Annotated in this window: 22 protein-coding genes; 6 read left to right on the forward strand and 16 right to left on the reverse strand. The window is 63.4% G+C overall.

What is annotated here, in order from left to right:
• Positions 1–22: 22 nt before the first annotated feature.
• From FJ957_RS01495 to FJ957_RS01505, 3 genes are read right to left on the reverse strand one after another with little or no spacing between them, the layout of a single operon-like run.
• Complete coding sequence (locus FJ957_RS01495; protein ID WP_140827728.1) at positions 23–1,210, reverse strand: CaiB/BaiF CoA-transferase family protein; 1,188 nt, start codon at positions 1,208–1,210, stop codon at positions 23–25.
• A 6-nt stretch (positions 1,211–1,216) separates the two neighbouring features.
• Positions 1,217–1,978 carry a 3-hydroxyacyl-CoA dehydrogenase gene (locus tag FJ957_RS01500; protein WP_140827730.1) on the reverse strand — a complete coding sequence of 254 codons (762 nt, stop codon included), beginning with the start codon at positions 1,976–1,978 and terminating at the stop codon, positions 1,217–1,219.
• 26 nt (positions 1,979–2,004) lie between these two features.
• Positions 2,005–2,610 (reverse strand): N-acetyltransferase, encoded by a 606-nt coding sequence (locus FJ957_RS01505; protein ID WP_140827732.1) that lies wholly within the window; start codon positions 2,608–2,610, stop codon positions 2,005–2,007.
• A 307-nt stretch (positions 2,611–2,917) separates the two neighbouring features.
• Between FJ957_RS01505 and FJ957_RS01510 the strand changes: the two genes are divergently transcribed.
• Positions 2,918–3,904, forward strand: a complete 987-nt coding sequence (locus FJ957_RS01510) for a glutathione S-transferase family protein (protein ID WP_140827734.1) — start codon at positions 2,918–2,920, stop codon at positions 3,902–3,904.
• 21 nt (positions 3,905–3,925) lie between these two features.
• On the opposite strand, the gene FJ957_RS32115 is transcribed toward FJ957_RS01510, so the two are convergent.
• Both FJ957_RS32115 and FJ957_RS01520 read right to left on the reverse strand, forming a co-directional pair.
• Entirely contained in the window at positions 3,926–4,114 is a 189-nt protein-coding gene (locus FJ957_RS32115) for a hypothetical protein (RefSeq protein ID WP_140827736.1), read from the reverse strand.
• A 365-nt stretch (positions 4,115–4,479) separates the two neighbouring features.
• Positions 4,480–4,983: an NUDIX domain-containing protein gene (locus tag FJ957_RS01520; protein WP_140827739.1), complete on the reverse strand. Its 504-nt coding sequence runs from the start codon at positions 4,981–4,983 to the stop codon at positions 4,480–4,482.
• Between the two features lie 170 nt (positions 4,984–5,153).
• On the opposite strand from FJ957_RS01520, the gene FJ957_RS01525 reads away from it, so the two are divergent.
• Positions 5,154–6,089 carry a metallophosphoesterase gene (locus tag FJ957_RS01525; RefSeq protein WP_140827744.1) on the forward strand — a complete coding sequence of 312 codons (936 nt, stop codon included), beginning with the start codon at positions 5,154–5,156 and terminating at the stop codon, positions 6,087–6,089.
• Here FJ957_RS01525 and FJ957_RS01530 read toward each other — a convergent pair.
• From FJ957_RS01530 to leuA, 4 genes are all read right to left on the reverse strand, one after another.
• Positions 6,079–6,699, reverse strand: coding sequence for a hypothetical protein (locus FJ957_RS01530; RefSeq protein WP_140827751.1), 621 nt, complete (start codon positions 6,697–6,699; stop codon positions 6,079–6,081). The two genes, FJ957_RS01525 and FJ957_RS01530, sit on opposite strands and share 11 nt — an antisense overlap.
• A gap of 135 nt (positions 6,700–6,834) precedes the next feature.
• Positions 6,835–7,638 (reverse strand): alpha/beta fold hydrolase, encoded by an 804-nt coding sequence (locus FJ957_RS01535; RefSeq protein ID WP_140829463.1) that lies wholly within the window; start codon positions 7,636–7,638, stop codon positions 6,835–6,837.
• A gap of 206 nt (positions 7,639–7,844) precedes the next feature.
• Positions 7,845–9,635: a tetratricopeptide repeat protein gene (locus FJ957_RS01540; RefSeq protein ID WP_140827757.1), complete on the reverse strand. Its 1,791-nt coding sequence runs from the start codon at positions 9,633–9,635 to the stop codon at positions 7,845–7,847.
• Positions 9,636–9,868: 233 nt separating this feature from the next.
• Entirely contained in the window at positions 9,869–11,599 is a 1,731-nt protein-coding gene (leuA, locus tag FJ957_RS01545) for a 2-isopropylmalate synthase (protein WP_140827763.1), read from the reverse strand.
• A 430-nt stretch (positions 11,600–12,029) separates the two neighbouring features.
• On the opposite strand from leuA, the gene FJ957_RS01550 reads away from it, so the two are divergent.
• From FJ957_RS01550 to FJ957_RS01560, 3 genes are read left to right on the forward strand one after another with little or no spacing between them, the layout of a single operon-like run.
• Positions 12,030–13,196 (forward strand): ATP-grasp domain-containing protein, encoded by a 1,167-nt coding sequence (locus FJ957_RS01550; protein WP_140827766.1) that lies wholly within the window; start codon positions 12,030–12,032, stop codon positions 13,194–13,196.
• Positions 13,197–13,200: 4 nt separating this feature from the next.
• A complete protein-coding gene (locus tag FJ957_RS01555; RefSeq protein ID WP_140827768.1) occupies positions 13,201–13,977 on the forward strand; it encodes an alpha/beta hydrolase-fold protein in 777 nt (258 codons plus the stop codon).
• Positions 13,977–14,291, forward strand: coding sequence for a nuclear transport factor 2 family protein (locus tag FJ957_RS01560; protein ID WP_140827770.1), 315 nt, complete (start codon positions 13,977–13,979; stop codon positions 14,289–14,291). Before FJ957_RS01555 ends, FJ957_RS01560 begins: the two co-directional genes overlap by 1 nt.
• A 15-nt stretch (positions 14,292–14,306) precedes the next feature.
• On the opposite strand, the gene FJ957_RS01565 is transcribed toward FJ957_RS01560, so the two are convergent.
• The 5 genes from FJ957_RS01565 to FJ957_RS01590 all read right to left on the reverse strand — a co-directional run bounded on the left by FJ957_RS01565 (position 14,307) and on the right by FJ957_RS01590 (position 17,357).
• Entirely contained in the window at positions 14,307–15,056 is a 750-nt protein-coding gene (locus FJ957_RS01565; protein WP_140829465.1) for an SDR family NAD(P)-dependent oxidoreductase, read from the reverse strand.
• 379 nt (positions 15,057–15,435) lie between these two features.
• Positions 15,436–15,681 carry a type II toxin-antitoxin system Phd/YefM family antitoxin gene (locus tag FJ957_RS01575; RefSeq protein ID WP_140827772.1) on the reverse strand — a complete coding sequence of 82 codons (246 nt, stop codon included), beginning with the start codon at positions 15,679–15,681 and terminating at the stop codon, positions 15,436–15,438.
• A 35-nt stretch (positions 15,682–15,716) separates the two neighbouring features.
• Positions 15,717–16,028 (reverse strand): putative quinol monooxygenase, encoded by a 312-nt coding sequence (locus tag FJ957_RS01580; RefSeq protein ID WP_140645698.1) that lies wholly within the window; start codon positions 16,026–16,028, stop codon positions 15,717–15,719.
• 52 nt (positions 16,029–16,080) lie between these two features.
• The gene (locus FJ957_RS01585; protein WP_181180470.1) at positions 16,081–16,854 is read right to left on the reverse strand and encodes an SDR family oxidoreductase; all 774 of its coding nucleotides are present in this window, start codon (positions 16,852–16,854) and stop codon (positions 16,081–16,083) included.
• 68 nt (positions 16,855–16,922) lie between these two features.
• Entirely contained in the window at positions 16,923–17,357 is a 435-nt protein-coding gene (locus FJ957_RS01590; RefSeq protein ID WP_140827776.1) for a DsrE family protein, read from the reverse strand.
• 99 nt (positions 17,358–17,456) lie between these two features.
• Here FJ957_RS01590 and FJ957_RS01595 point away from each other — a divergent pair, with 99 nt between their 5' ends.
• Positions 17,457–18,557: a hypothetical protein gene (locus tag FJ957_RS01595; protein ID WP_140827778.1), complete on the forward strand. Its 1,101-nt coding sequence runs from the start codon at positions 17,457–17,459 to the stop codon at positions 18,555–18,557.
• Positions 18,558–18,704: 147 nt separating this feature from the next.
• On the opposite strand, the gene FJ957_RS01600 is transcribed toward FJ957_RS01595, so the two are convergent.
• Complete coding sequence (locus tag FJ957_RS01600; protein WP_140827780.1) at positions 18,705–19,652, reverse strand: cation diffusion facilitator family transporter; 948 nt, start codon at positions 19,650–19,652, stop codon at positions 18,705–18,707.
• Positions 19,653–19,657: 5 nt separating this feature from the next.
• Positions 19,658–21,847, reverse strand: a complete 2,190-nt coding sequence (locus tag FJ957_RS01605) for an anthranilate synthase (RefSeq protein ID WP_140827782.1) — start codon at positions 21,845–21,847, stop codon at positions 19,658–19,660.
• Between the last annotated feature and the right edge of the window lie 204 nt (positions 21,848–22,051).

The following is a 22,051-nucleotide window of genomic DNA, read 5'->3' on the forward strand; positions in this document are numbered from 1 at the left end:
TAAGCTGATTTTCGCTCTCCGGTTATCGACCGAACACGCCAGCCTTTGCAAGCGCTCCGATCTCCTCTTCGCTCAAACCGAAACGGGTCAATATGCCCGAGGGCTCGCGATCGGCGACGGCCGGAGGTGCGGCAGGCGCTTGTGCGCCTTGCGAGAAACGCGGCGCCGGCGCCGGGCGGTCGAGTTCGCCGGACTTCACGAAGCTTTGCCTGGCGCGATTGTGCGGATGGTTCCTGGCTTCGACCAGGGACAGCACGGGCGCCACGCAGGCGTCCGTCGCGGCGAAAAGCTCGGCCCATTCGTCGCGCGTCTTTGCCTTGATCCGGCCGGCAATGGCGGTGCGCATCGCCGGCCATGACGACTTGTCGTACTGGCTGCCGATAAGATGCCCGTCGAGCGGCAGCAGCCTGGCGAATTCGTCGAAGAAGCGCGGTTCGAGACAGCCGACGGCAACGTGCCTTGCGTCCGCCGTCTCATAGGTATCGTAGAAAGGCGCCCCGGAATCGAGCAGGTTCTCGCCGCGCCTGTCGCTCCACAGACCCGCCGCCATATAGGCGTGAATGGGTGCGGCGAGCATCGAGGCTCCCTCGATCATCGAGGCATCGACCACCTGGCCCTTTCCGCTGCGCGAGCGCTGGAAAAGAGCGGCGAGCACGCCCGCGATCAGCATCATGGCGCCGCCGCCTTGATCCGCGACGAGGTTGAGCGGCGGCACCGGCGGCGCGTCCTGCCTGCCGACCGCATGCAGGAGGCCCGCATAGGCGAGATAGGTGATGTCGTGCCCGGCTCGCCCCGATAGCGGCCCGTCCTGGCCGAAGCCGGTCAGGCGACCATAGATCAGCGCCGGGTTGCGCTGGAGAACGACATCCGGCCCCAGCCCGAGCCGCTCCATCACGCCGGGGCGGAAGCCTTCGACGAGCAAGTCGGCCTGTGCTGCAAGGCGCAGCAGCAGCTCCGCGCCCGCCGGGCGCTTGAGGTCGAGCTTGAGGATGGAACGGCCGTGGCGGTCGAGATCGTATTCTTGCGGTAGGCTCAGGAGCGGCTGGCCAGCGTCGGCGCGTTCGATGCGCAGCACCTCCGCGCCCATCTCGGACAGCATCAGGGCGGCAAGCGGCACCGGACCGAGCCCGGCCATCTCGATCACTTTCAGGCCAGCGAGCGGGCCGGTCTTTCCGGCGACGGCACCGGCGCCTGTCGGCGAGCCATTCATCCCCGCTTATTTCGGCGCCATGCGGATGGCGCCGTCGAGGCGGATGGTCTCGCCGTTCAGCATCTGGTTCTCGACGATGTGGAGGGCGAGCGACGCATATTCCGACGGCTCGCCGAGCCGCGGCGGGAAGGGCACGGAAGCGCCGAGCGAATCCTGCACTTCCTGCGGCATGCCTGCCATCATCGGCGTCTTGAAGATACCGGGCGCGATGGTGCAGACGCGAATGCCGAAGCGGGCGAGATCGCGCGCCACAGGCAGCGTCATGCCGACGACACCGCCCTTGGAAGCCGCGTAGGCGGCCTGGCCGATCTGGCCGTCATAGGCGGCGACGGAGGCGGTGTTGACGATGACGCCGCGCTCGCCGCCGGCGAGCGGATCGAGTTTCGCCGCCCGGTCGGCGACGAGGCGGATCATGTTGAAGGTGCCGATCAGGTTGATCTCGATCACCTTGCGGTACTGGTCGAGCGGATGCGGTCCGTCCTTGCCGATCGTCTTCACGCCGATGGCGATGCCGGCGCAATTGACCAGGATGCGCGGCGGCCCAAGCTTTTCAACCACTTCGGCGATCGCGGCGGCGGCGCTGTCGCCGCTGCCGACATCGCATTGGACAGCAATGCCGCCGATGTCGGCCGCGACTTTCGCTGCGCGCTCGATGCCCACGTCGAGGATGGCGACACGGGCGCCCTTGTCCGCCAACGCGCGCGCCGTCGCCTCGCCAAGGCCCGATCCCCCGCCGGTGACGATCGCGATCTGGCCGTTCGGGTTCATGCAAGCCTCCCAGGATTCGAATTATGCTACGAGGCGCGCAAGGGAGGCGCAACCGCCATAGCCGGATCGATCGACGACTGCGCCGTGGCAGCCGACCGCGCCAAGGCCGGCGCAAGTTCGGCAACCCTCGCCGTATTGGCGTGACAGACATCGCCGGCAAAGCGAGCGACGGCTCCGGGCTTGATTTCGTGATGCAGCAGGCGGTCGAGATCGACCGGGCGCGGCATGGTGATCTGCCCGCGCGGAAAGCGCTTGAAGCCCAGCGGCCCATAATATGGCTCGTCGCCGACCAGGATCACGGCCGGTGCGCCGGCTTTCCTGGCCGCCTCCAGCGCGATCGCGACCAGCTTGCGGCCGATGCCGAGATTCTTGTAGGCGGGGCGCACCGCAAGCGGGCCGAGCATCATGGCGCGTCCGGCGCCAGCTGCCACGCGCGTCATGCGCACCGAAGCGATGATCGTACCGTCCTTGACGGCGACGAAAGACATCGAGCGGTCATGTCCTCCCGACTCGCGGATCTTGTAGGCTGCAAGCACGAAACGACCCGGGCCGAAGGCCTCGTCGTTGATGGCTTCGATTTCAGGGTCATGCGCCGGGGTTTCCGGCAGGTATTTCACGTCGGCAAGGCTCATGGTCTTTGCGTTCCGGTATGCGAGGAAGGTTTGCTGCAAGCGGCAGCGTTCGCCAATCAGCGCTTCTTAAGCGCGGGCGCCCTTTCGTCGTCGGTCGAACCGGATCGAGGCAAAGTCGAACATGGGCGCTTCCGCTAGCACCAATTTTGTGTCGCTGCAATCGGTGCTTTCCGGCTTTCTTTGCCTCGCGTGACGAACTTGTCCGTCTCCGACCGTTTCGTCATTTGACGAACTGTTCAGCGCCCGAGGGCTTCGCCGGCCCGGTCATCAACCTAGATAATGTCCAACCGCAAGGGAGATTTTTTGCATGGGATTGCTGATCGAAGGCAAATGGCGGGACCGCGCGCCGAACACCGACAGCGGTGGGCGGTTCGTGCGGACGGAGTCGCAATGGCGCGACTGGATCACGCGCGATGGCAGGCCGGCCGAAGGGCGCGCACGCGGCTTCAAGGCGGAACCCGGCCGCTATCACCTCTATGTCTCGCTCGCCTGCCCATGGGCACACCGCACACTGATCTTCCGTGCTTTGAAGAAGCTGGAGGACATCATCTCGGTCTCCGTGGTGCACCATTTCATGGGCGAAAGCGGCTGGACCTTCAAAGCCGAGGACGGCGCCACCGGGGACACGCTCTACGGCCTCGATTTCCTGCACCAGATCTATGCCAAGGCCGATCCGGCCTATTCAGGCCGCGTGACGGTGCCGGTGCTGTGGGACAAAAGGCAGGAGACCATCGTCAACAACGAGTCCTCCGAGATCATCCGCATGCTCAATTCCGCCTTCGACGAATGGGGCGATGCCGGCCTCGACTTCTATCCGGCGGTGCTGCGGGCGGAGATCGACAAGATCAACGCGCTGGTCTATCCGGCGATCAACAACGGCGTCTATCGCGCCGGCTTCGCCACCGCGCAGAAAGCCTATGAGGAGGCGTTCGGCGAATTGTTCTCGGCGCTCGATATGATCGAGGAGCGGCTTTCGAACCAGCGCTATCTGGCCGGCGAACGCATCACCGAGGCCGATTGGCGGCTGTTCACGACGCTGGTTCGTTTCGATCCGGTCTATGTCGGCCACTTCAAATGCAACCTGCGCCGCATCGCCGACTATCCGAACCTGTCGAACTATCTGCGCGATCTCTATCAGGTGCCCGGCGTTGCAGGCACGGTCAACCTGCATCACATCAAGGCGCATTATTACGGCAGCCACAGATCGATCAATCCGACGGGAATCGTTCCGGCAGGGCCTGAGCTTGATTATACCGCGGCGCATGACCGGGGCAGGTTCAGGAAGGCGGCTTGAAATCCATCGACCGCGAGCAGGTTATTGAAAGGGCTCCGCATCGAGTTGAGCCCGTCTGCCGCGGTTGGCCTTCAAAAACCTTTTGCCGAACCGTTTGTTGAAGCCGATGGCGTTGATGCAAAAACCAAACGGCGCAAGTATTGCCAGAACCATTACCCAGGCTCCGATGGAGACGTGTTCCAAGCTCACCGGCGCGATGCCTACCGCCATTGAAAAACAGCAGGCAAACCATTGAAAACAGCAGCGATGCGGCTGTCGAAAATATGACTATTTTCCAGTACTCATTTCGCTTAAAAAGCCTTCCGTGTCGTTTTATGAATGCCCAGTAAGAGAAAGAGGTGGATGCGAATACTATGGCTAGATTAACGGGTGTTGCCGTGGCTGACTCCATGGATGGAACCATATACACAAAGGCGATCCATGCGAGATACAATACGATTGTAATAGTAATGTAAATTCCAACGTAGCGCCAAATATTCACCGTTTCCATGTTGTCTATGAGCATCATATTTCCTCGCGTTCCAGAAATGATAGAGTCTTGAATTTCAAACGCAAGAAAAATCGCCGTGATCAAGTCACCAATAGTGGGATGGTAATTCGGCTCCAAGAGTTTCAGCGATCCGTCGAAGTGTCGCCGGCGTCGTATTTTCCGGCAAACGATCGAGCGGAAAGAAACCCGCCTCGGCGATCTCATGGTCGGGCAGTTTCGGCGCCGTCTGGCGGAAAGCTTCGATCAGATAAAGGCCGACATGATCGCGCTTGCTGGCGCGGCGGTTGAAATGCATCGACTTCAGCACCGGCGGCGCGGTCAGAGCGATGTTGCCTTCCTCGGCCAGTTCGCGCGCCAGCGCTTCCTCGAGGGTCTCGCCGATCTCGACGCCGCCGCCCGGCAATTGCCAACCGGGAACATAGGTGTGGCGGATCAGGAAGACGGAGTTGGAGGCGCGGTCATAGACCAGCCCGCGCACGCCAAGCGTCATCGGGCGGCGCAACAGGAAGTAAAAATGGAACAGCCGTGCCCGCAACCCCGGCCAGCCGGTCTGGCGGAATGCCTCTTCCGAATCGGTTCGGCGATTCATCCAACGATCCCCAAGCAGATGTTCGTGGGTTGCCCCACGAACATCTGCTTGGCTTTCCTTGTTTTTCGCAGGTTCTGACCGCAAAACCGTGGGACACTTTTGCGGAACCTGCTTGGGCGAACAGCAAACGGTGAGTGGAAAGCCTCGTCAGCGTCGCTTAAGAAGGGGCCATGTTCAGGCTCGCGCATATTTCCGATGCTCATCTAGGACCGCTGCCCGATGTAACCTATCGCGACCTCGCGTCCAAGCGCGTGCTGGGCTATGTCAACTGGCAGCGCAACCGCCGCCGCCATATGCATGACGCGGTGATCGACACCATCGTCGCCGACATCAAGGCGAACGCGCCCGACCATCTCGCCGTCACCGGCGATCTCGTCAACCTGGCGCTCGATGGCGAGATCGAGATGGCCAAGCACTGGCTGGAGACGCTCGGATCGCCGCATGACGTCTCCGTGGTCCCTGGCAATCACGACGCCTATGTGCCAGGCGCCTTCGACAAGGTCTGCCGGGCGTGGGCTCCGTGGATGACGGGCGACGGCGTCAACAGTCCGGTCGACCGCAATTCCTTTCCGTACCTGCGCGTGCGCGGCAATGTCGCGCTGATGGGCGTCACCACGGCACGCGCCACCGCGCCCTTCATGGCCAACGGCTTCTTCATGGAGGGGCAGGCCGAGCGGCTCGGCAAGATTCTCGACGACGCGGCGAGACAAGGGCTGTTCCGCGCCATCATGATCCACCATCCGCCGGTGCGCGGCGCCGTACCGCAGCATAAGCGGCTATTCGGCATCGCTCGCTTTCACAAGGTCATTCGCCGGCATGGCGCGGAACTCGTCCTGCACGGCCATTCGCATCTGCCGTCGCTGTTCACCATCGGTGCACGTGGCGCCAAGGTACCCGTGGTCGGGGTCGCCGCCGCGGGCCAGGCACCGGGCGGCAAGCATCCGGCCGCTCAGTACAATCTGTTCGAAATCGACGGCGAAAAGGGTGACTGGCGTCTTCGCCTGATCCGGCGCGGCCTGACGGGGCCGGCGCTGCCGCCTTCGGATCTGCAAACGATGGATCTCGACGTGCCGGTCGTGAAGGACCGTGAACTCGTCAGAAGCTGATCTTCATCTGCACGATGCGATCCCAGAACAACGCCAGCGAAAACGCCAGGCCGACAAGGGCGCCGGCGGCGATCAGACCGAGGCCGGCGAAGAAGGTCGTCCAGCCATTGCCGCGGCGGGTTTCGGACCGGATCGGCGGCTCCGCTTCCTTGACCATGGGGCGATGCAGGCCCGGAACGGCGCTCTCCATGCTCCCTTCCATCATGCGCTGCCGCTCGACGACACGTTCCGCCACGTAGCGCGTCACCGCATCGGCGATGGCTTTCAGTTCGGCCGATTCGGCCAGCACCACGCGGCCGATGCGCGTATCCTTGAGGAATCGATAGGTGCGGCGGTCGCGTCCCATGGCGACGTGGCTCACCGCGTCGATCCATAGCCGCGGCTGCAGGCCGGACGAGACGGCGAAGTCGAAGCTGTCCATGTCGGCCGGAACATCGGCAAAGACCGGGGCGAGCTCGGTTGCCAGAAGATCGAGGCGCATGCGGTGCGCATCGCGCATCTCCACAATCACATCGTCGCGGTCGGCGAAGGCGTTCTTGACGTCGCGTACCGCGTCGGCAAGCTTCCGCGACGGCTCGATCGGGGTGACTTTGTCGCCTGTATCCTTCATGGCGGCTGCCTCGCTGTTGGTTAACAGCGAGTTAACACAATCGTAGGCAAAATGCACTGCCGACGACGAGTCGTGCGACTGCTGCGGTCCGGCCGAGGCGGGTTACGGATATTTTCGAGGTCGGTCCGGGAGAGGTCAGCTCGCCGCCGCGCCCAGAGGCGGACGCAACCGTCTGCCGTGCCGGCGCGTGTTGCGACGCACGATTTCGGCAATCAGGTCTGGAGCCTCCTCGACCAGCATATGACCCGCGTCAAGGACATGGTGCAGGTGGAAATGCGACGGCAGCGCCTCGGCCTGCTCGACCGGCAGCAGCGGATCCTCCGCTCCCCAGACAACCATCACCGGCATGTCAAGCGTATCCATCTGCGCGCGGGGGATCACTCCTTGCCGGTCATCCCTTGTCATCGCGGCCGCCATATCGATCAGGGTCTGCAACTGGCCTGGCCGGGTGCGCATCCGGTACAACGCATCCACCACGTGGTCGGGCAGCGCGCTGCGCGGACCCGACATGGCCGCAAGGCTGGCGCGGACCTGCTTCCTGCTGGCCGCAGCGGCATAGCGGCGCAGCAAGGCTGCGTTGATCTCCGGGCCGAAGCCGCCGGGCGCCAACAGAGTGAGCGAGGCCACCCTGTCGGGGTCGGCAAACGCCATCAGTGTCGCGATCGCGCCGCCCATGGAGTGGCCGACGAGATGGACCTTGCCCAACCGGCGCGCGGCAAGATCGGCCAGGACGGCCTGCGCGGCCGGCTTGGCGCCGCCCATGCCTTCGCATTCCAGGGACTGCCCATGGCCGGGCAGATCATAGGCCAACATTCTCGCTTCGGCCGCCAGCGATGCCATGACGTCACGCCAAATCTCACGGCAAGCTCCGAAGCCGTGCAGAAAGACGATCGTCTTCGGACCAGCGCCGCCCTCGATGGCATTAGGGAATGGAAGCATGAAAATGGAACGGTGAAGAAGACAGGTAGCAATTCGAAATTGTGGCTGAATTGCTCCCGATCCAGGCCCGTGGCCAGTAAAATTTTCGCGACTGCAGCGCCCGTCATGTGCTGGACGCGCAAGCATGTCCTAATACTTGCCGGATCACAGCATCATATTTCCGTCCTCCGGTAATCGTGTGGCCCAAACACGGGCGCGGGGCTGGATTAGCTCGGGTTGCCGATCCCGGCGGCTCGCAAGGACTGCACCAGCCGGTCGGTGAGATCGGCCGGGTATTTGCGTTCGACGAACGTCGCGCGCGGGTCAGCGACGAAGTTCGGGAATTCGGCGATCAGCTCGTTGGCAAGCTCGGCCGCCAGCTTGTCGCGCCCTGAAATCTTGGCACCGATCAGGCGCGCGGCCAGATAGTGCGACTTGGATGCCGTCGTGCGCAGTGACTCGCTAGCGATCGCGGCCTTCTTCATATCGCCCTGCATGAAGGCGCCGACGAACAGGCCATAATCCCACCAGGTTGGATGGCTGCTGAAGGCTTCGACCGCGTGGCCCAAGATCGGCGTTCCCTCATCATATTTGCCAGCGAAGACCAGCCCGTAGCCATAGGCGGCGGCCATCCCAAGATCATACGGGTTGAGTTCGTAAGCTTTGCGCATCAAGCGGATCGCTTCGTCCGTGTTGCCGAGGCGCGAGTTGAGGTATCCAAAGGCGCGATGCGCGTGCGGGCTCATCGGCCCCATCTGGACGGCACGATGCGCAAGCGACATGGCCTTTTCGAGCGTCGCTTCCGGTGGATAGGCATAGTGCGCGGTGACAGCTTCCACATGGAGCGCGGCCAGTTCCGCGTAGACAAGCGACGATTTGGTGCCTTCGCTGACCAGCTTTTCCAGGCAGCGATACGCAGCCTCGTGGGTCGCGGCGCTCATGTCTAGATAATAGCGGTCGTCGAGCACCAGGCATCCGATCTGGCTGGTCCGAACGTCGCTCTGGTCAATGTAGCTGTAGATCGCGCCCGAGGCGGGAACGGTCGAGGTGAGAAGGCTGGCGATGTTGCTTTCAACCGCGCCAGGGGCGCTTTCGGCGGATGTCAGGTTGCGCGACAGGAGAACCCGGCCGGTCGCGACGCTCTGCAATTCCACCGTGACGTCGCCGGCAGCAGGCCCAGGGACAATTTCGAAAACGAAACTGATTGGATCGGCGGACTGATCGCGCGTCGAATCCGGGTCACGCCCGATGAAATCGATGGTGTCGAAACCGGCAAGCCCGGCGCGCAGCGATGACGCGACGCGAGCCGCCTCCGCTCCATCCGCCTTCACCGCAATGTAGATCAGCGGCAGGGAGTCGAATGTCGGCTGAGCGGCGGTGCCGGCCAAGCGCGGTGCCTCGACTGCCGCGGTCGTGTCGCCGCCGTTGAGGAAGGCACTGCTTTGACGCGCGATGAGCACGCCGAGCATGACAATGACCAAGACCATGGCAGCCCAGAAGAATCGCAGCTGCCGCGTGAGCGACTGGGCGGGTGCTGCCGGCGCCATCAGCGCTGCAGGTTCGCTCGGCACAGAGGTGTCGAGGTGTTCGGTCGCGGCCGGAGCGGCTTCGGCCAAAGCATCGGGCCGCTGCGCGATGTTGCCGGAGGCGGACCTGGCATTGCCAGCCAGCCGGATCGCGTTCAGCTCATAGGAAGGGACATAGCCGCCGCGCGGAATCGCGATGCGCACCGGCTCGGCGACACCTTCATTGGAGAAGTATTGCTCCAGGAGCTCGCGCAGGCGGCCGGCCTGCACCCTGACCACGGCATCGGTGGAAGCGTCGAAATCGCCGTCCTTGCCGAAGACGTCCATGGCGATGGAAACGCCTTTCAGCCTGTCCGCCTGGCCAGCCTGCTCGCGTTCGACCAGATAGCGTAAGAGCCTGCGTGCACGCTCGGAGCGTCCGAACGTTTCGCTGGCAAGCAGTCGCTCCAATGTCTCGCGCACTGCGGGGGCGGCAGGCGGGGCATGCTCCAAGTGTCGATCCTTCCGAAGTCGGCACAGGTTAGGGCGCGATCATATAGCGCTCGCGCCGGCGCACAAGGACGCTTCTATTATGCTTTCGCGTAAGCCACCGGAAATTCCCCCGCCGGTTAACGAATGGCTTTTCGCGTCTGTGTCTGAAGCGTGGCGAAATTGGAATGCGCCACGCTTGGAGAGATCTACCCGGTCAAGCCTGCCGCCGAGCCTGATCGTTTCCCATCACCGCCCTAGCCGCCGATGATCCGGTTGGCTGCCGAAACAACGGCCTCCAGCGAGGCGGCGACGATATTGGTGTTGATGCCGGCGCCGAACAGCTTGCCGCCCGGATATTCCATCTCGACATAGGAGATGGCCGAGGCGTTGGAGCCGCGCTGCAAGGAATGCTCGGAATAGTCGAGCACCGACATGTCGACACCGACATGGCGCGAGAGCGCATCGACAAAGCCGTCGATCGGGCCCGTGCCCGAGCCGGTGATGGTGACTTCCTTGCCGTTGTCGAGGATATCCGCTTCGACCATGCGCCGGCCCTTCACCTCGGTGTCGGGATAGGTGCGATGGTCGAGGAACTTCAGGCGCGCGCCGGGCTGATCGACATAGGTTTCGAGGAAGCGTTCGTGGATGCGCTTGGCCGGCACCTCCTTGCCTTCCGCATCGGTGATCGCCTGGATCGCCTGGCTGAACTCGATCTGCAGATTGCGCGGCAAATTGAGGCCGTAGTCCGCCTGCAGCACATAGGCGATGCCGCCTTTGCCCGACTGCGAATTGATGCGGATGATCGCCTCGTAAGTACGGCCGACATCGGCCGGATCGATCGGCAGATAGGGCACTTCCCAGATCGGCGTGTTGGCCTTCTTCAGCGCCTTCATGCCCTTGTTGATGGCATCCTGGTGCGAACCGGAGAAAGCCGTGTAGACCAGTTCGCCGACATAAGGGTGGCGCTCCGCGATCTTCAGCTGGTTCGAGTACTCGTAGACATCCTTCATCCGGTTGATGTCGGAGCAGTCGAGCTCGGGGTCGACGCCCTGGGTGAACATGTTGAGCGCCAGCGTGACGATGTCGACATTGCCGGTGCGTTCGCCATTGCCGAACAGCGTGCCCTCGACGCGGTCGGCGCCGGCCATCAGGCCGAGCTCGGTGGTGGCGACGCCGGTGCCGCGGTCGTTATGCGGGTGCAGCGAGATGATCAGGTTCTCGCGGTTGTCGAGATTGCGGCACATCCACTCGATGCGGTCGGCATAGACGTTGGGCGTCGACATCTCGACCGTCGAGGGCAGGTTGATGATGAGCTTGTTGTCGGCCGTCGGCTTCACGATCTCGGTGACTGCGTTGCAGATCTCCAGCGCGACGTCGAGCTCGGTGCCGGTGAAGCTTTCGGGCGAATATTCGAAGCGATAGCCGCCGCCGGCCTTGGCCGCCATGTCGGTGATCATCCTGGCGGCGTCGGTGGCGATGCGCTTGATGCCGGCGACGTCCTTTTCGAAGACGACGCGGCGTTGCAACTCGCTGGTCGAATTGTAGAAATGCACGATCGGGTGGTGCGCCCCTTTAAGCGCCTCGAAGGTCCGTGTGATCAGCTCGGGCCGGCACTGCACCAGCACCTGGAGCGACACATCCCGCGGCACGCCGCCTTCCTCGATGCACCAGCGGGCGAAATCGAAGTCGGTCTGCGAGGCCGAGGGGAAGCCGATTTCGATTTCCTTGAAGCCCATGTCGAGCAGCAAAGCGAACATGCGCGCCTTGCGTTCGTGGCCCATCGGATCGATCAGCGCCTGGTTGCCGTCGCGCAGGTCGACCGAGCACCAGATCGGCGCCTTGTCGATCACCTTGTTCGGCCAGGTACGGTCGGTCAGGCCGACCGTCGGGTAAGATTGGTATTTACGTGCTGCATCCGGCATGTGGCCGGCCCCGCGCTTCCCGGCTTCAGCCTCGCCGGCGCGGACTTCTTCTCGTGCGTTCATCGTCTCTTCTCCGGGCGGCTCGCGTTCGCCTTGGGCGGATTGATGGCGAGCGTCGCCTCTACCAGAATTTCGTTCGCTTGATTATGATTTTGCCAAGGAGCATGCGCCTGAGGCGGCGGGTACCGACCGCCGGGCGCTCCTTCAGCGAACCCGGCGATCGCCGATAAGGCCGAGAAGAAGCAGGGTCGAAGCGAGCGCGCGCGCGGTCTCGTCGGCAAAGCCGATGCGAGAGAAAGCGACGGAGCGGACGCGCGTGGTCATGGCGGCTCTCTTACAGGAGCGGCCCTGCGGAGGCAAGCGGGACGCATGGACGAATGCGCCTTGCCTGATATCGCCGCCGTTGCGGGTACTCTTCCCCGCGCCTCGCAAATGCGCCAGACTTGGCTTCGAAGGCTTCGCTACCGAGCGAAGCTTCGGGGAGGGGTCGCCCATGAATTTCGTGTTCTTCTCGCCGCATTTCCCGGCCAACGGCACGGATTTCTGCGACCGGCTGAAAAAGGCCGGCGCCACCGTGCTCGGCATCGGCGATGCGCCTTACGAGACCTTGAACGGCAAGCTGAAGACGGCGCTTTCGGAATATTACCGCATCGCCGACATGGAAAATTACGATGCCGTGTTGCGGGCGATGGGGCATTTCATCCACAAATGGGGCCGCATCGACCGCTTCGAGTCGCTCAACGAACATTGGCTCGAACTCGAAGCCAACATCCGAACCGACTTCAACATCTTCGGCACCAAGGTCGATTTCGTGAAGAATTTGAAGCGGAAGAGCCGCATGCGCGCCTTCTTCCGCAAGAGCGGCGTCGAGACCATTCCGCAGCGCAAATGCTCCGACCGCGCCGGTGCCATGACCTTCATCCGCCGTGTCGGCTACCCGGTGGTGGTCAAGCCGGATTCGGGCTCCGGCGCTTCCAACACCTTCAAGATCTCCAACGCCAAGGAGCTCGACCAGTTTTTCAGGGACAAGCCGGAGGGCGTCACCTTCGTCATGGAGCAGTTCATCGAAGGGCTGGTGGTGACCTTCGACGGGCTGGTCAACCGCGACGGCGAGGTGGTGCTGGCGGCCAGTCACCGCTACGACCAGAGCATCATGGATGCGGTCAACAAGGACCGCCACATGAGCTACACCTGCTTCCCCGAGATCAGCCCGGAGGTCGAGGAGGCGGGCCGCAAGATACTCAAGGCGTTCGACGTGCGCGAGCGCTTCTTCCACATCGAGCTGTTCGAAACCAGGGACAAGCGCGTCATCGCGCTCGAGGTCAACATGCGCCCGCCCGGCGCCTGGATGACGGACGCCATCAACTACACGTTCGACATCGACGTCTACGCCGCCTGGGCCGACATGGTGGTCAAGGATGCCGCGGGCGGCCCTTACAAGGGAAAGTATTTCACCGCCTATGCCAGCCGCAAACGCCATATCGACTATTTGCACAGCCATGCCGACGTGCTAGCCGCCCACGGCGACAAGATCGTCCACCACCAGGCTATCGAAGAGGTCTTTAGCCGCGCCATGGGCAATTACGCCTACCAGATGCGTTCGAAGGATCCGAAGGCGCTACGCCAGGCGGTCGACTATATCCACGCGGAAAAGGCCTGAACCGATGGACGTTTCCTATCACAAGGGCCATGCCCGCAATCTCGGCCGCGATATGGAATACAAGCGCTATGGCCATGCCGGGCGCCCGGTGGTGGTGTTCCCAACCTCGCAGGGGCGCTTTTACCAGTTCGAGGATTCCGGCGGCGTCGGCGCGCTCGCCGAGTTCATCGACACCGGCCGCATCCAGCTCTTCACGCTCGACGGCATCGATTCGGAATCCTTCTTCAACAAGCATGCCGACGCGGCGCATCGCATCGCCCGCCACGAGGCCTATTTCCGCTATGTGCGTGAGGAGGCGCTGCCGGAGCTGCAGGCGGTCGCCGCCAAGTCCAATGGCGGCCGCGCCTTGAAGCCGCTGTTTTGCGGCTGCTCGATGGGCGGCTACCACTCGTCCAATTTCGTGTTCCGCTTCCCGGAGCTGGCGAGCGGCGTGATCTCGCTGTCCGGCGTCTATTCGGCTCGCGATTTCTTCGGCCGGACGCTTGAAGGCAACATCTATTTCAACTCGCCGCTCGACTATCTGCCCGGCATCGTCGACCAGAAGCTGCTCGGGCGGCTCAGGGCGCTGCGCCTCATCTTCTGCTGCGGGCAGGGCGCCTGGGAAGAGCGCATGCTGGTCGAGACGCGCGAGCTGGAACAGGTGCTGCGCGACAAATCCATCCCGGCCTGGGTCGACTATTGGGGCGGGGACGTCAGCCACGACTGGCCGTGGTGGCACAAGCAGCTTGTCTATTTCTTCGGCCGCTGGCTGGATGACGACCTCATGCACAGGTTGGACTGATGACCACGCCCGACGCGATCCGCCGCTTTGTCGAAGCCACCAATGCCGGCGATACCGAAGCCTTTCTGGCCGCATTTACCGACGATGCTTTCCTCAGCGACTGGGGGCGCGATTTCCACGGCCGCGACGGGGTCGCGCGGTGGAACCAGTCGGACAATGTCGGCGTCCAGTCCAACCTTCGCATCGTGCGCGTCGCGCAACGCGACGGCGTCTACCATGCCCGCGTCGCCGTGACGGGCAACGGCTTCAACGGCGAAGGCGACATGGCCTTCACGCTCGACGGCGACCGGATCGCAAGTCTGGTTATCAGCTGAGGCCGGAGTTTGCGGTCAGTAGGTCGTGCGTCCGCCGGAGAGGTCGAAAGTCGCGCCGGTGGTGAAGGAGTTCTCGTCCGACAGCATGAAGACGATCATGGCGGCGGCCTCTTCGACCTCGACGAAGCGGCCGCGCGGCACTTTGCCGAGCATATAGGCGACCTGGGCCTCGGTGAGCTGCTCCAGAATGCGGGTGCGGGCAGGCGAGGGAGTCAGCGCGTTGACAGCGATGTCGTGGCCGGCGAGCTCCTTGCCGAGCGACTTGGTCAGCGCCAGCACGCCGGCTTTTGCAGCGGAATAAGCGGCGGCATTGGGATTGCCCTCCTTGCCGGCCACCGAGGAGATGTTGACGATGCGGCCGTAATTGCGCGCGATCATGCCAGGCACCAGGCGCTTGCAGCAATAGAAGACGCCGTTGAGATCGATATCGACGATCTGGCGCCATGCGGCGGGATCGTAGTCCACCACCGTCGCCGCCGGCCCGGCAATGCCGGCATTGTTGACCAGGAGATCGACGGGGCCGAGCGTCCGCTCGGTCTCGGTGGCGGCGCGGTCGACGGCCTCGATCTGCGACTGGTCGCAAAGGAGGGCCGCGACGCGGCCGAGCGAAGCGAGTTCGGCGGCCTTGGCCATCGCGGCCTGGTCGACGTCCCAGATGGCGACACCGGCGCCCGACGACAACAGGCGTCGCGCGACCGCAAGGCCGATGCCTTGCGCGCCGCCCGTCACCACGGCGATGCGGCCGGAAAGATCGACGACGTTCAAACGGCGGTTCATCGGCAATTCCCCTGCTTCTTTAGAGCAAACCAGCATCCCGACAGGATTGCCGACCTGCTCCGATTTTCTGTTTTTACGCAATTCCGGACGGAACCCGCCGAGTACTTTTCCTGGAATTGCTTGGCATTGGATAGCCCGGATCAGCCCCTGACGTTTCGCGCCACCAGCTTGGCTACGCTTGGCCCAATGAGTAGCACGACCAGGAAGCGCGCCGACTGCAGCGCCATGACGAAGGAGATTCCGCGCCATGCGCTCCAGCAGCGCCGCGTCCGAGGGCGCTCTGGTGAGGAGTCCACCTTTTGGTCTTAGACCCGGAGCCGGGAATGCGAACCCCCCGTGGGACCTTGTTGGCAGGGCCGCAACACCCTCACTTGTCCATGCCAAACAACGCTTCGATCTCTTCGCCACCCATGCGATCGAAGCTTTCGGGGCTGGAAAACTGGCCAGCCATAAAGCCCACACGCCGTATCTGTGCAGCGGTAGGTTGACCGATAGGCACGACCTTGACCAACGGCTTGCCTGTCTTGGTGATGATAAACGGCTCACCTCCGGCGGCCTGGTCTACCAGACGTGATAAATTAGTCTTTGCATGGTGGATGCTCACGGTCCGCATTAGGTGCTCCAACAAACGATAGAGCTGTTCCCCAGTCAGCCGGCCTTTTCCGGTGCGGGAAGGCCAAAGCCGCCGACCGGGTTGGTCTCGACCTGGAATTCGAAGCCGGCGATGAAGGGACGCGCCTTGGCGATCGCGGCCTGGACTTCCGGCAATTGCAGCGAGGCCTTGTGGCTCGCCTGGTCGGTCCACACTTCGGTGACCCAGATCGCGTCGGCGTCGACCGGATCGATGGCGATGATGTAGCTCAGGCAACCGGGGAGAGCGCCGGTGCTTTCGCGCAGCACGTCCATGACCGCATCGCGCTGGCCGCGCGCCGCCCGCATCTTGCCGATCAGTCCGTACATGCCTTTGCTCTCCCTCCAGGTTGCGCGTTGCATCGAGTATGCAGTCGACCGCTCACGGCATCAACTGGCCACCATTGACCTCGATCACCTGGCCGATGATGTAGCCGCTCAACAGGTCGGACGACAGGAACAGATAGGCGCCGACGCAATCCTCAGGCGTTCCGGCGCGGCCCTGCGGTATGGTGGCGACCATCGCCTTGATCTGATCGGCGTTCGAATAGCGTTCGTGGAAGGGCGTCAGGATCGTGCCCGGCGCCACGGCGTTGACGCGGATGCCGAAGCCGATCAACTCCTTGGCCATGCCGCGCGTCACGTTGGAGACGAAGGCTTTGGACGAACCATAGAGGCCGGCCCCGCCGCCGGCGCCGTTGCGGGCGGCGATCGAAGTGGTGTTGATGATGAAGCCGCCCTGGCGCTTCAGCCACGGTATCGCCTTGCGCGAGGCGGTCAGGACAGAGCGCGCATTGAGGTCCATGACCGCGTCGTACTGCGCCTCGTCCTGATCGGCATAAGCGACGCGGCCGAGCATGCCGCCGGCATTGTTGACCAGGCCGTCGAGCCGGCCGAAATGGTTTGCGCTCTCCTCGACGACACGCTCGACGTCGGCAGGTTTCGAAAAGTCGCCCTGGACCAGAAACACCTCGCCGCCATCGTCGCGGATGGATCCGGCCACGATTTCGGCGGGCGCTAGGCTCGCGTTGTAATGCAGCGCCACGCGGCATTTCTGCGCCGCGTAAGCACGGGCAAGGGCCGCGCCGATGCCGGTCGAAGCGCCGGTGACCAGCACCGCCTTTCCGGCAAGATCGGGAATGGCAAGTGTCGTCATGTCGGCTGGCCTCCGGGCTGCCATCCTTCGTAGGCCATTGTCGGCCTGGCCTTCAAGTCCGCGCGCATTCAGGGCCTGAGATAGACATAGCCCTGGTGCTGCAACTCGGCGAGCCTCACGACGCCGCCCTTCTCGGCAAGCTCGAAGCCCGCCAGCAGGTCGGTCAGTGTGATATCCATGCCGTGCAAGGTGTTGCCGCAGGCTTGCGGGACAAGTCCCTGCTGGACCAGGCCGGCGAAGCGGCTGGAAACAGCGCCGGAAGCGCCCTTGGACTTGAAGGCGGCCAGAGCCGGACCGTGCACCACAAGCACGATATCGACATTGCCGCCGGTGCCTTCATAATGGTTCTTGATGTTGCCGAGGACGAAGTTGACCTTGTCGGCGTCGCTGAGGTGATAAGCCACCTTCAGCCTTTCCTCTTCTGTTGCCGCATTTGCACGGCTCAGCCCGAAAAGGCCCGCGGCGCCTGCGAGACCGGCACGAAAAATGTCACGGCGCAGCATCGTGTCCTCCGTTCGCCCGCCCGCTCGCGCGATTTTGCATGGTCCAGGCGGCACTCCTAGACTAGCATATCCCGGCCCTGTCGGTGGGAGGAGGATCACATGTCATCGAGGACCATGGTGGCGAGGACCATGGCGGGCGTGGCGCTTTGCGGCGCCCTTGCCGCATTAGCCGGGGCGGCGCGCGCCGAACAGCCGCCCAAGCTTCCCGAGCTCAGCCCGACCGGCGCCGACGCCTGCTTCGGCCGCGTCTACGACGCTGCCCATCTCAAGGCGCATCCGCATCAGAAGGTGGCGCGCATCTTCTTCCTCTACGGCCATGACCCGATGAGCCGGTCGAACGAAGAACCCCCCGCCAACCAGGATACTTCCTATAACGGCTTCCTCACCACCACGGTGCGCGGCGCCAAGAAGCCGGAATGGGCAAGCAGTTGGTGCAACAAGGAGGATCCAAGCGACAAGGCGAGCGGCATCCGCTGCGGCATGGATTGCGACCGCACGCTGGCTTCGCTGAAAGTCGACGACAACGGAAAGCTGCTTCTATCCGGTCTGTCGCAAGACGTCTATCTCGACCCGGATTCGGAAGAACAGCTCGGCAAAGCGGAATACAACAAGCAGGTGCTGGGCAGCGAGGACGATAATTTCAAGCTGGATCCGATGCCGGCCGACAGCTGCAAGGCGGAGTTCGCGCGCATCGATCCGATCGACCCGGCGCTTGGCGATCCGCTGCGCGTGCGGCTCAAGCCCGATCAGCCCTTCTGCTTCGGGCGTGACTACGACGATGCGCATCTGAAGTCGCATCCCAACCAGTTCACGCAATCGATCCGCATCTTCCGCGGACCCGTCGAGCTTGCCTCCTTCGCTGCTGGCGGCGATGCCGCGAACTGGCCCGACGGCGCCGATATCGCCGTTTCGGTGACGACGAGGCAGAAAGGGAAAAAGGTCACGCAGACCTATTCCTGCCAGGGCGAGGCCGACCAGTGGCGCTGTTCGGCCAGCTCGAAGATGAGCGACTTTTCCTGCGACATCTCGCAGAAGGAAATTTTCCTCAAGCGCGGTGCCAACGGCACGATGATGGTCGCGAACCCCAACAATGCGGTGGCGGTCCTCGATCTCTGCTCGAAGGCGGCGAATGGCAAGACCAGGTCCGACGACAAGGTCTATCGGCTGCAGCCACTGCCACAGTCGGCCTGCGCGCCGTAAGGCCTGCCGATATTCAGGTGAGGCCGGCCTGCAAACGGTGGCTTCCTGCGCTTCCGGTGCTCACGTACTTTTAAGTACGCTCCGCGCCGGTTCTCGGAAGCCATCTCGACTCGGCCTGACCTGAATCTCGACAGGCTTTGGTTAGCGCTAAGCGAAAGGCACCGCCGTGGTGCCTTTCGGCAGCTTGGCCTCGTCGTCCGGCTCGACATGGATGGTGACGCGCACCGAGGGGTTTTCGGCTTTCAGCGCATCCTCGATGCGGTCGCAGATGACATGGCTGGCGCCGACCGTCATGTCGGCGTCGACGACGAGGTGGAACTCGATGAAGGTGGCGCGCCCGGCTATGCGCGTCTTCAGGTCGTGCACTTCGAGCGCGCCCTTCGAATTGGCCGAGATGATGTCGCGGATCTGCATGTGCTCGTGGTTGTCGACGGCGCGGTCCATCAGCCCGTTCATCGACGAGCCGATGACATGCCAGCCCTGCCACAGGATGTTGAGCGCGACGATGACGGCCAGCGCCGGATCGAGAATCTGCCAGCCGGTGAGCACGGCGCCGACAAGACCGCCGAACACGCCGACGGATGTCACCACATCGGTCATGATGTGCTGGCCGTCGGCGACAAGCGCGGGCGACTTCGCGTTCCGGCCGGTGCGGATCAGCGCCCAGGCCCAGATCGCATTGACGACCGTCGCGACGCCGTTGACCGCAAGGCCTTCCCAGGGCTGTTCGAGCGGAGCCGGATGCTGCCAGGACTGCCAGACCTCATTGAGGATCAGCAGCGCCGCGACGACGATCAGCACGCCTTCCAGCACCGCTGAAAGATACTCGGCCTTGTGGTGGCCGAAGGGATGGTCCTGATCGGCGGGCTTGTAGCTGACCTGGATCGCCCAGAAGGCGGCGGCCGAGGCAATCACGTTGACGATCGATTCCAACGCGTCGGAATAGAGCGCGACGGAGCCGGTGATGTACCAGGCGGCAAGCTTCAAGACGAGCACGACACAGGCGACGACGATCGACCAGAAGGCAAGCCTGGCGACCTTCTCCCGGGTCGCGGCTTTCGCTGCGGCCGCTGTCGTGTCCAGCGTTTGCGCCATCTTTTCTAAGCGGCCTTTTCCGTGGCCTTGCGCGGCAGATGCGCGACGATGTTCTCGATGATGCGCATGCCGGCATTGTGACCGAGCGTCATGATCGATTCCGGATGGAACTGCACCGCCGCGATCGGCTCCTTGCGGTGCTCGAAGGCCATGATGACGCCGTCCTCGGTCTCGGCGGTGACCACGAAACCGTCGGGCAGGCGCACGGGGTCGGCGAAGATCGAGTGGTAGCGGCCGACGGTCACTTCCTTGGGCAGTCCGGAGAAGATGATACCGGGCTTCGAGACGCGGATGCGCGACGGCTTGCCATGCATGGGGATGTGCAACTGCCTCAACTCGCCGCCATAGGCCTCGGCCAGTGCCTGCAGGCCGAGACAGACGCCAAAGATCGGCAGGTCCCGGGCGCGCGCCTTCTTGATGGTGGCGGCGCAGTCGAAATCCTTCGGCGTGCCCGGTCCGGGCGACAGCACGACGAGATCCGGCTTGAGCCGCTCGAAGACCTCTTCCGGCACCGGCGAGCGCACCGTGGAAACATTGGCGCCGGTCTGCCGAAAGTAGTTGGCCAAGGTGTGGACGAAACTGTCCTCATGGTCGACCAGCAGGATGTTGACACCGTCGCCGACGCGCGCGGTGGTGCGCTCGGTTCCGGTGGCGTTGCCGGTCTTGGCGTCGCGGATGGCGGAGAGCATGGCGGATGCCTTCAGTTCGGTTTCGGCTTCTTCTTCCTCGGGCACGCTGTCGAAAAGCAGCGTGGCGCCGGCGCGCACCTCGGCGATGCCGTCCTTGATGCGGATGGTGCGCAAGGTCAGTCCGGTGTTCATGTCGCCGTTGAAATTGACCATGCCGATGGCGCCGCCATACCAGGCGCGCGGGCTCTTCTCGTTCTGCTCGATGAAGCGCATGGCCCACAGCTTCGGCGCGCCGGTGACGGTGACGGCCCAGGCGTGAGAGAGAAACGCGTCGAAGGCGTCCATGCCTTCGCGCAGCCGCCCCTCGATGTGGTCGACGGTGTGGATCAGGCGCGAATACATCTCGATCTGGCGGCGGCCGATGACGCGCACCGAGCCCGGCTCGCAGACGCGCGACTTGTCGTTGCGGTCGACGTCCGAGCACATGGTGAGCTCGGACTCATCCTTCTTCGAGTTGAGCAGTTTCAGGATCTGCTCGCTGTCGGAAATGGCGTCGTCGCCGCGCTTGATCGTGCCCGAGATCGGGCAGGTCTCGACGCGGCGGCCGTTGACGCGCACGAACATCTCCGGCGAGGCGCCGATCAGATATTCGTTTTCGCCGAGATTGATGAAGAAGGAATAGGGCGAGGGGTTGATCGACTTCAGCTTGCGCGAGATGTCTGAAGGCTGAGTCTCGCAGCGTTCGTAGAACATCTGTCCAGGCACGACCTCGAACAGGTCGCCGCGCTTGAAGCTCTCCATGGCGCGCCGCACCAGGTTGGCGTATTCGCCCGGCTCGTGGTCGCCGCGCGGCGGGATGCGGTCGGCGGTCTTGAACGGCTCGGCGGTGGCGTCGCGGGGCAACCCCACGGTCGAAAAACCCTCGCCCGAATAGTCGTAGCGGTCGGTCCAGGCCTTGGTCGAATAATGATCGACGACGAGTATCTCGTCGGGCAGGAACAGCACGAGATCGCGCTGGCTTTCCTTGCGCTCGAGCTTGTAGTCGACCGGGTCGAACTGGAAGGCCAGGTCGTAGCCGAAGGCGCCGTAGAGGCCGAGATTGGCGTCTTCGGCGGTCTTGAACAGCGCGGTGATGGCGCGAAGCACGGTGAAGACCGACGGAACGCGGCTGCGTTCCTCCTCGGTGAAGACGCGGCCGGGTTTCGCCACATCGAGACGAATGAGCGTCTTCGAGGTATCGGAGATCGTCACTTCGCCCAAGCCAGCAAGCGCCTTGCCGATCGCGGGCAACAGCGCTTCGCCGCGCTTGTTCAGCGCTTCGATGCGCATCGTGCGGCTCCGCGCGGAGATGACCAGCGGCGGATCGATGATGGCCGTATCCCAGCGCGTGTAGCGGCCCGGATATTCGTAGTTGGAGGAAAACACTGCGCCCCGGCGAGAATTCAGGCCGTCGACATAGGCATCGATCGCGCCTTCATAGGGCCTGTCGTGGCGTTCGCGGGTGATCGTCACGCCGCCCGCGGTGACGAAACGCTCCGCCCCGTTGTCCAGAACTTTAGTCGTCATTGCCGTCTCCATCAGCGTTTTGGGCAACGGACCCGGGAATGGCTTAAAAAACAAATGGCCGCCCGGACATTCCGTTGCGGCCACCCTCTACTTTCACGCGCACACGCACGAACAGGCCGCTGTCAGCGAGCCCACCACCAAACGGTCTTGTTCGAACGCATGTTCATGGCGACTCCCATAGCGGCGAATGACGGTCGGTGCAAC

The organism is Mesorhizobium sp. B2-4-6, from assembly GCF_006442775.1.
In the GTDB taxonomy this organism is placed as follows: domain Bacteria; phylum Pseudomonadota; class Alphaproteobacteria; order Rhizobiales; family Rhizobiaceae; genus Mesorhizobium.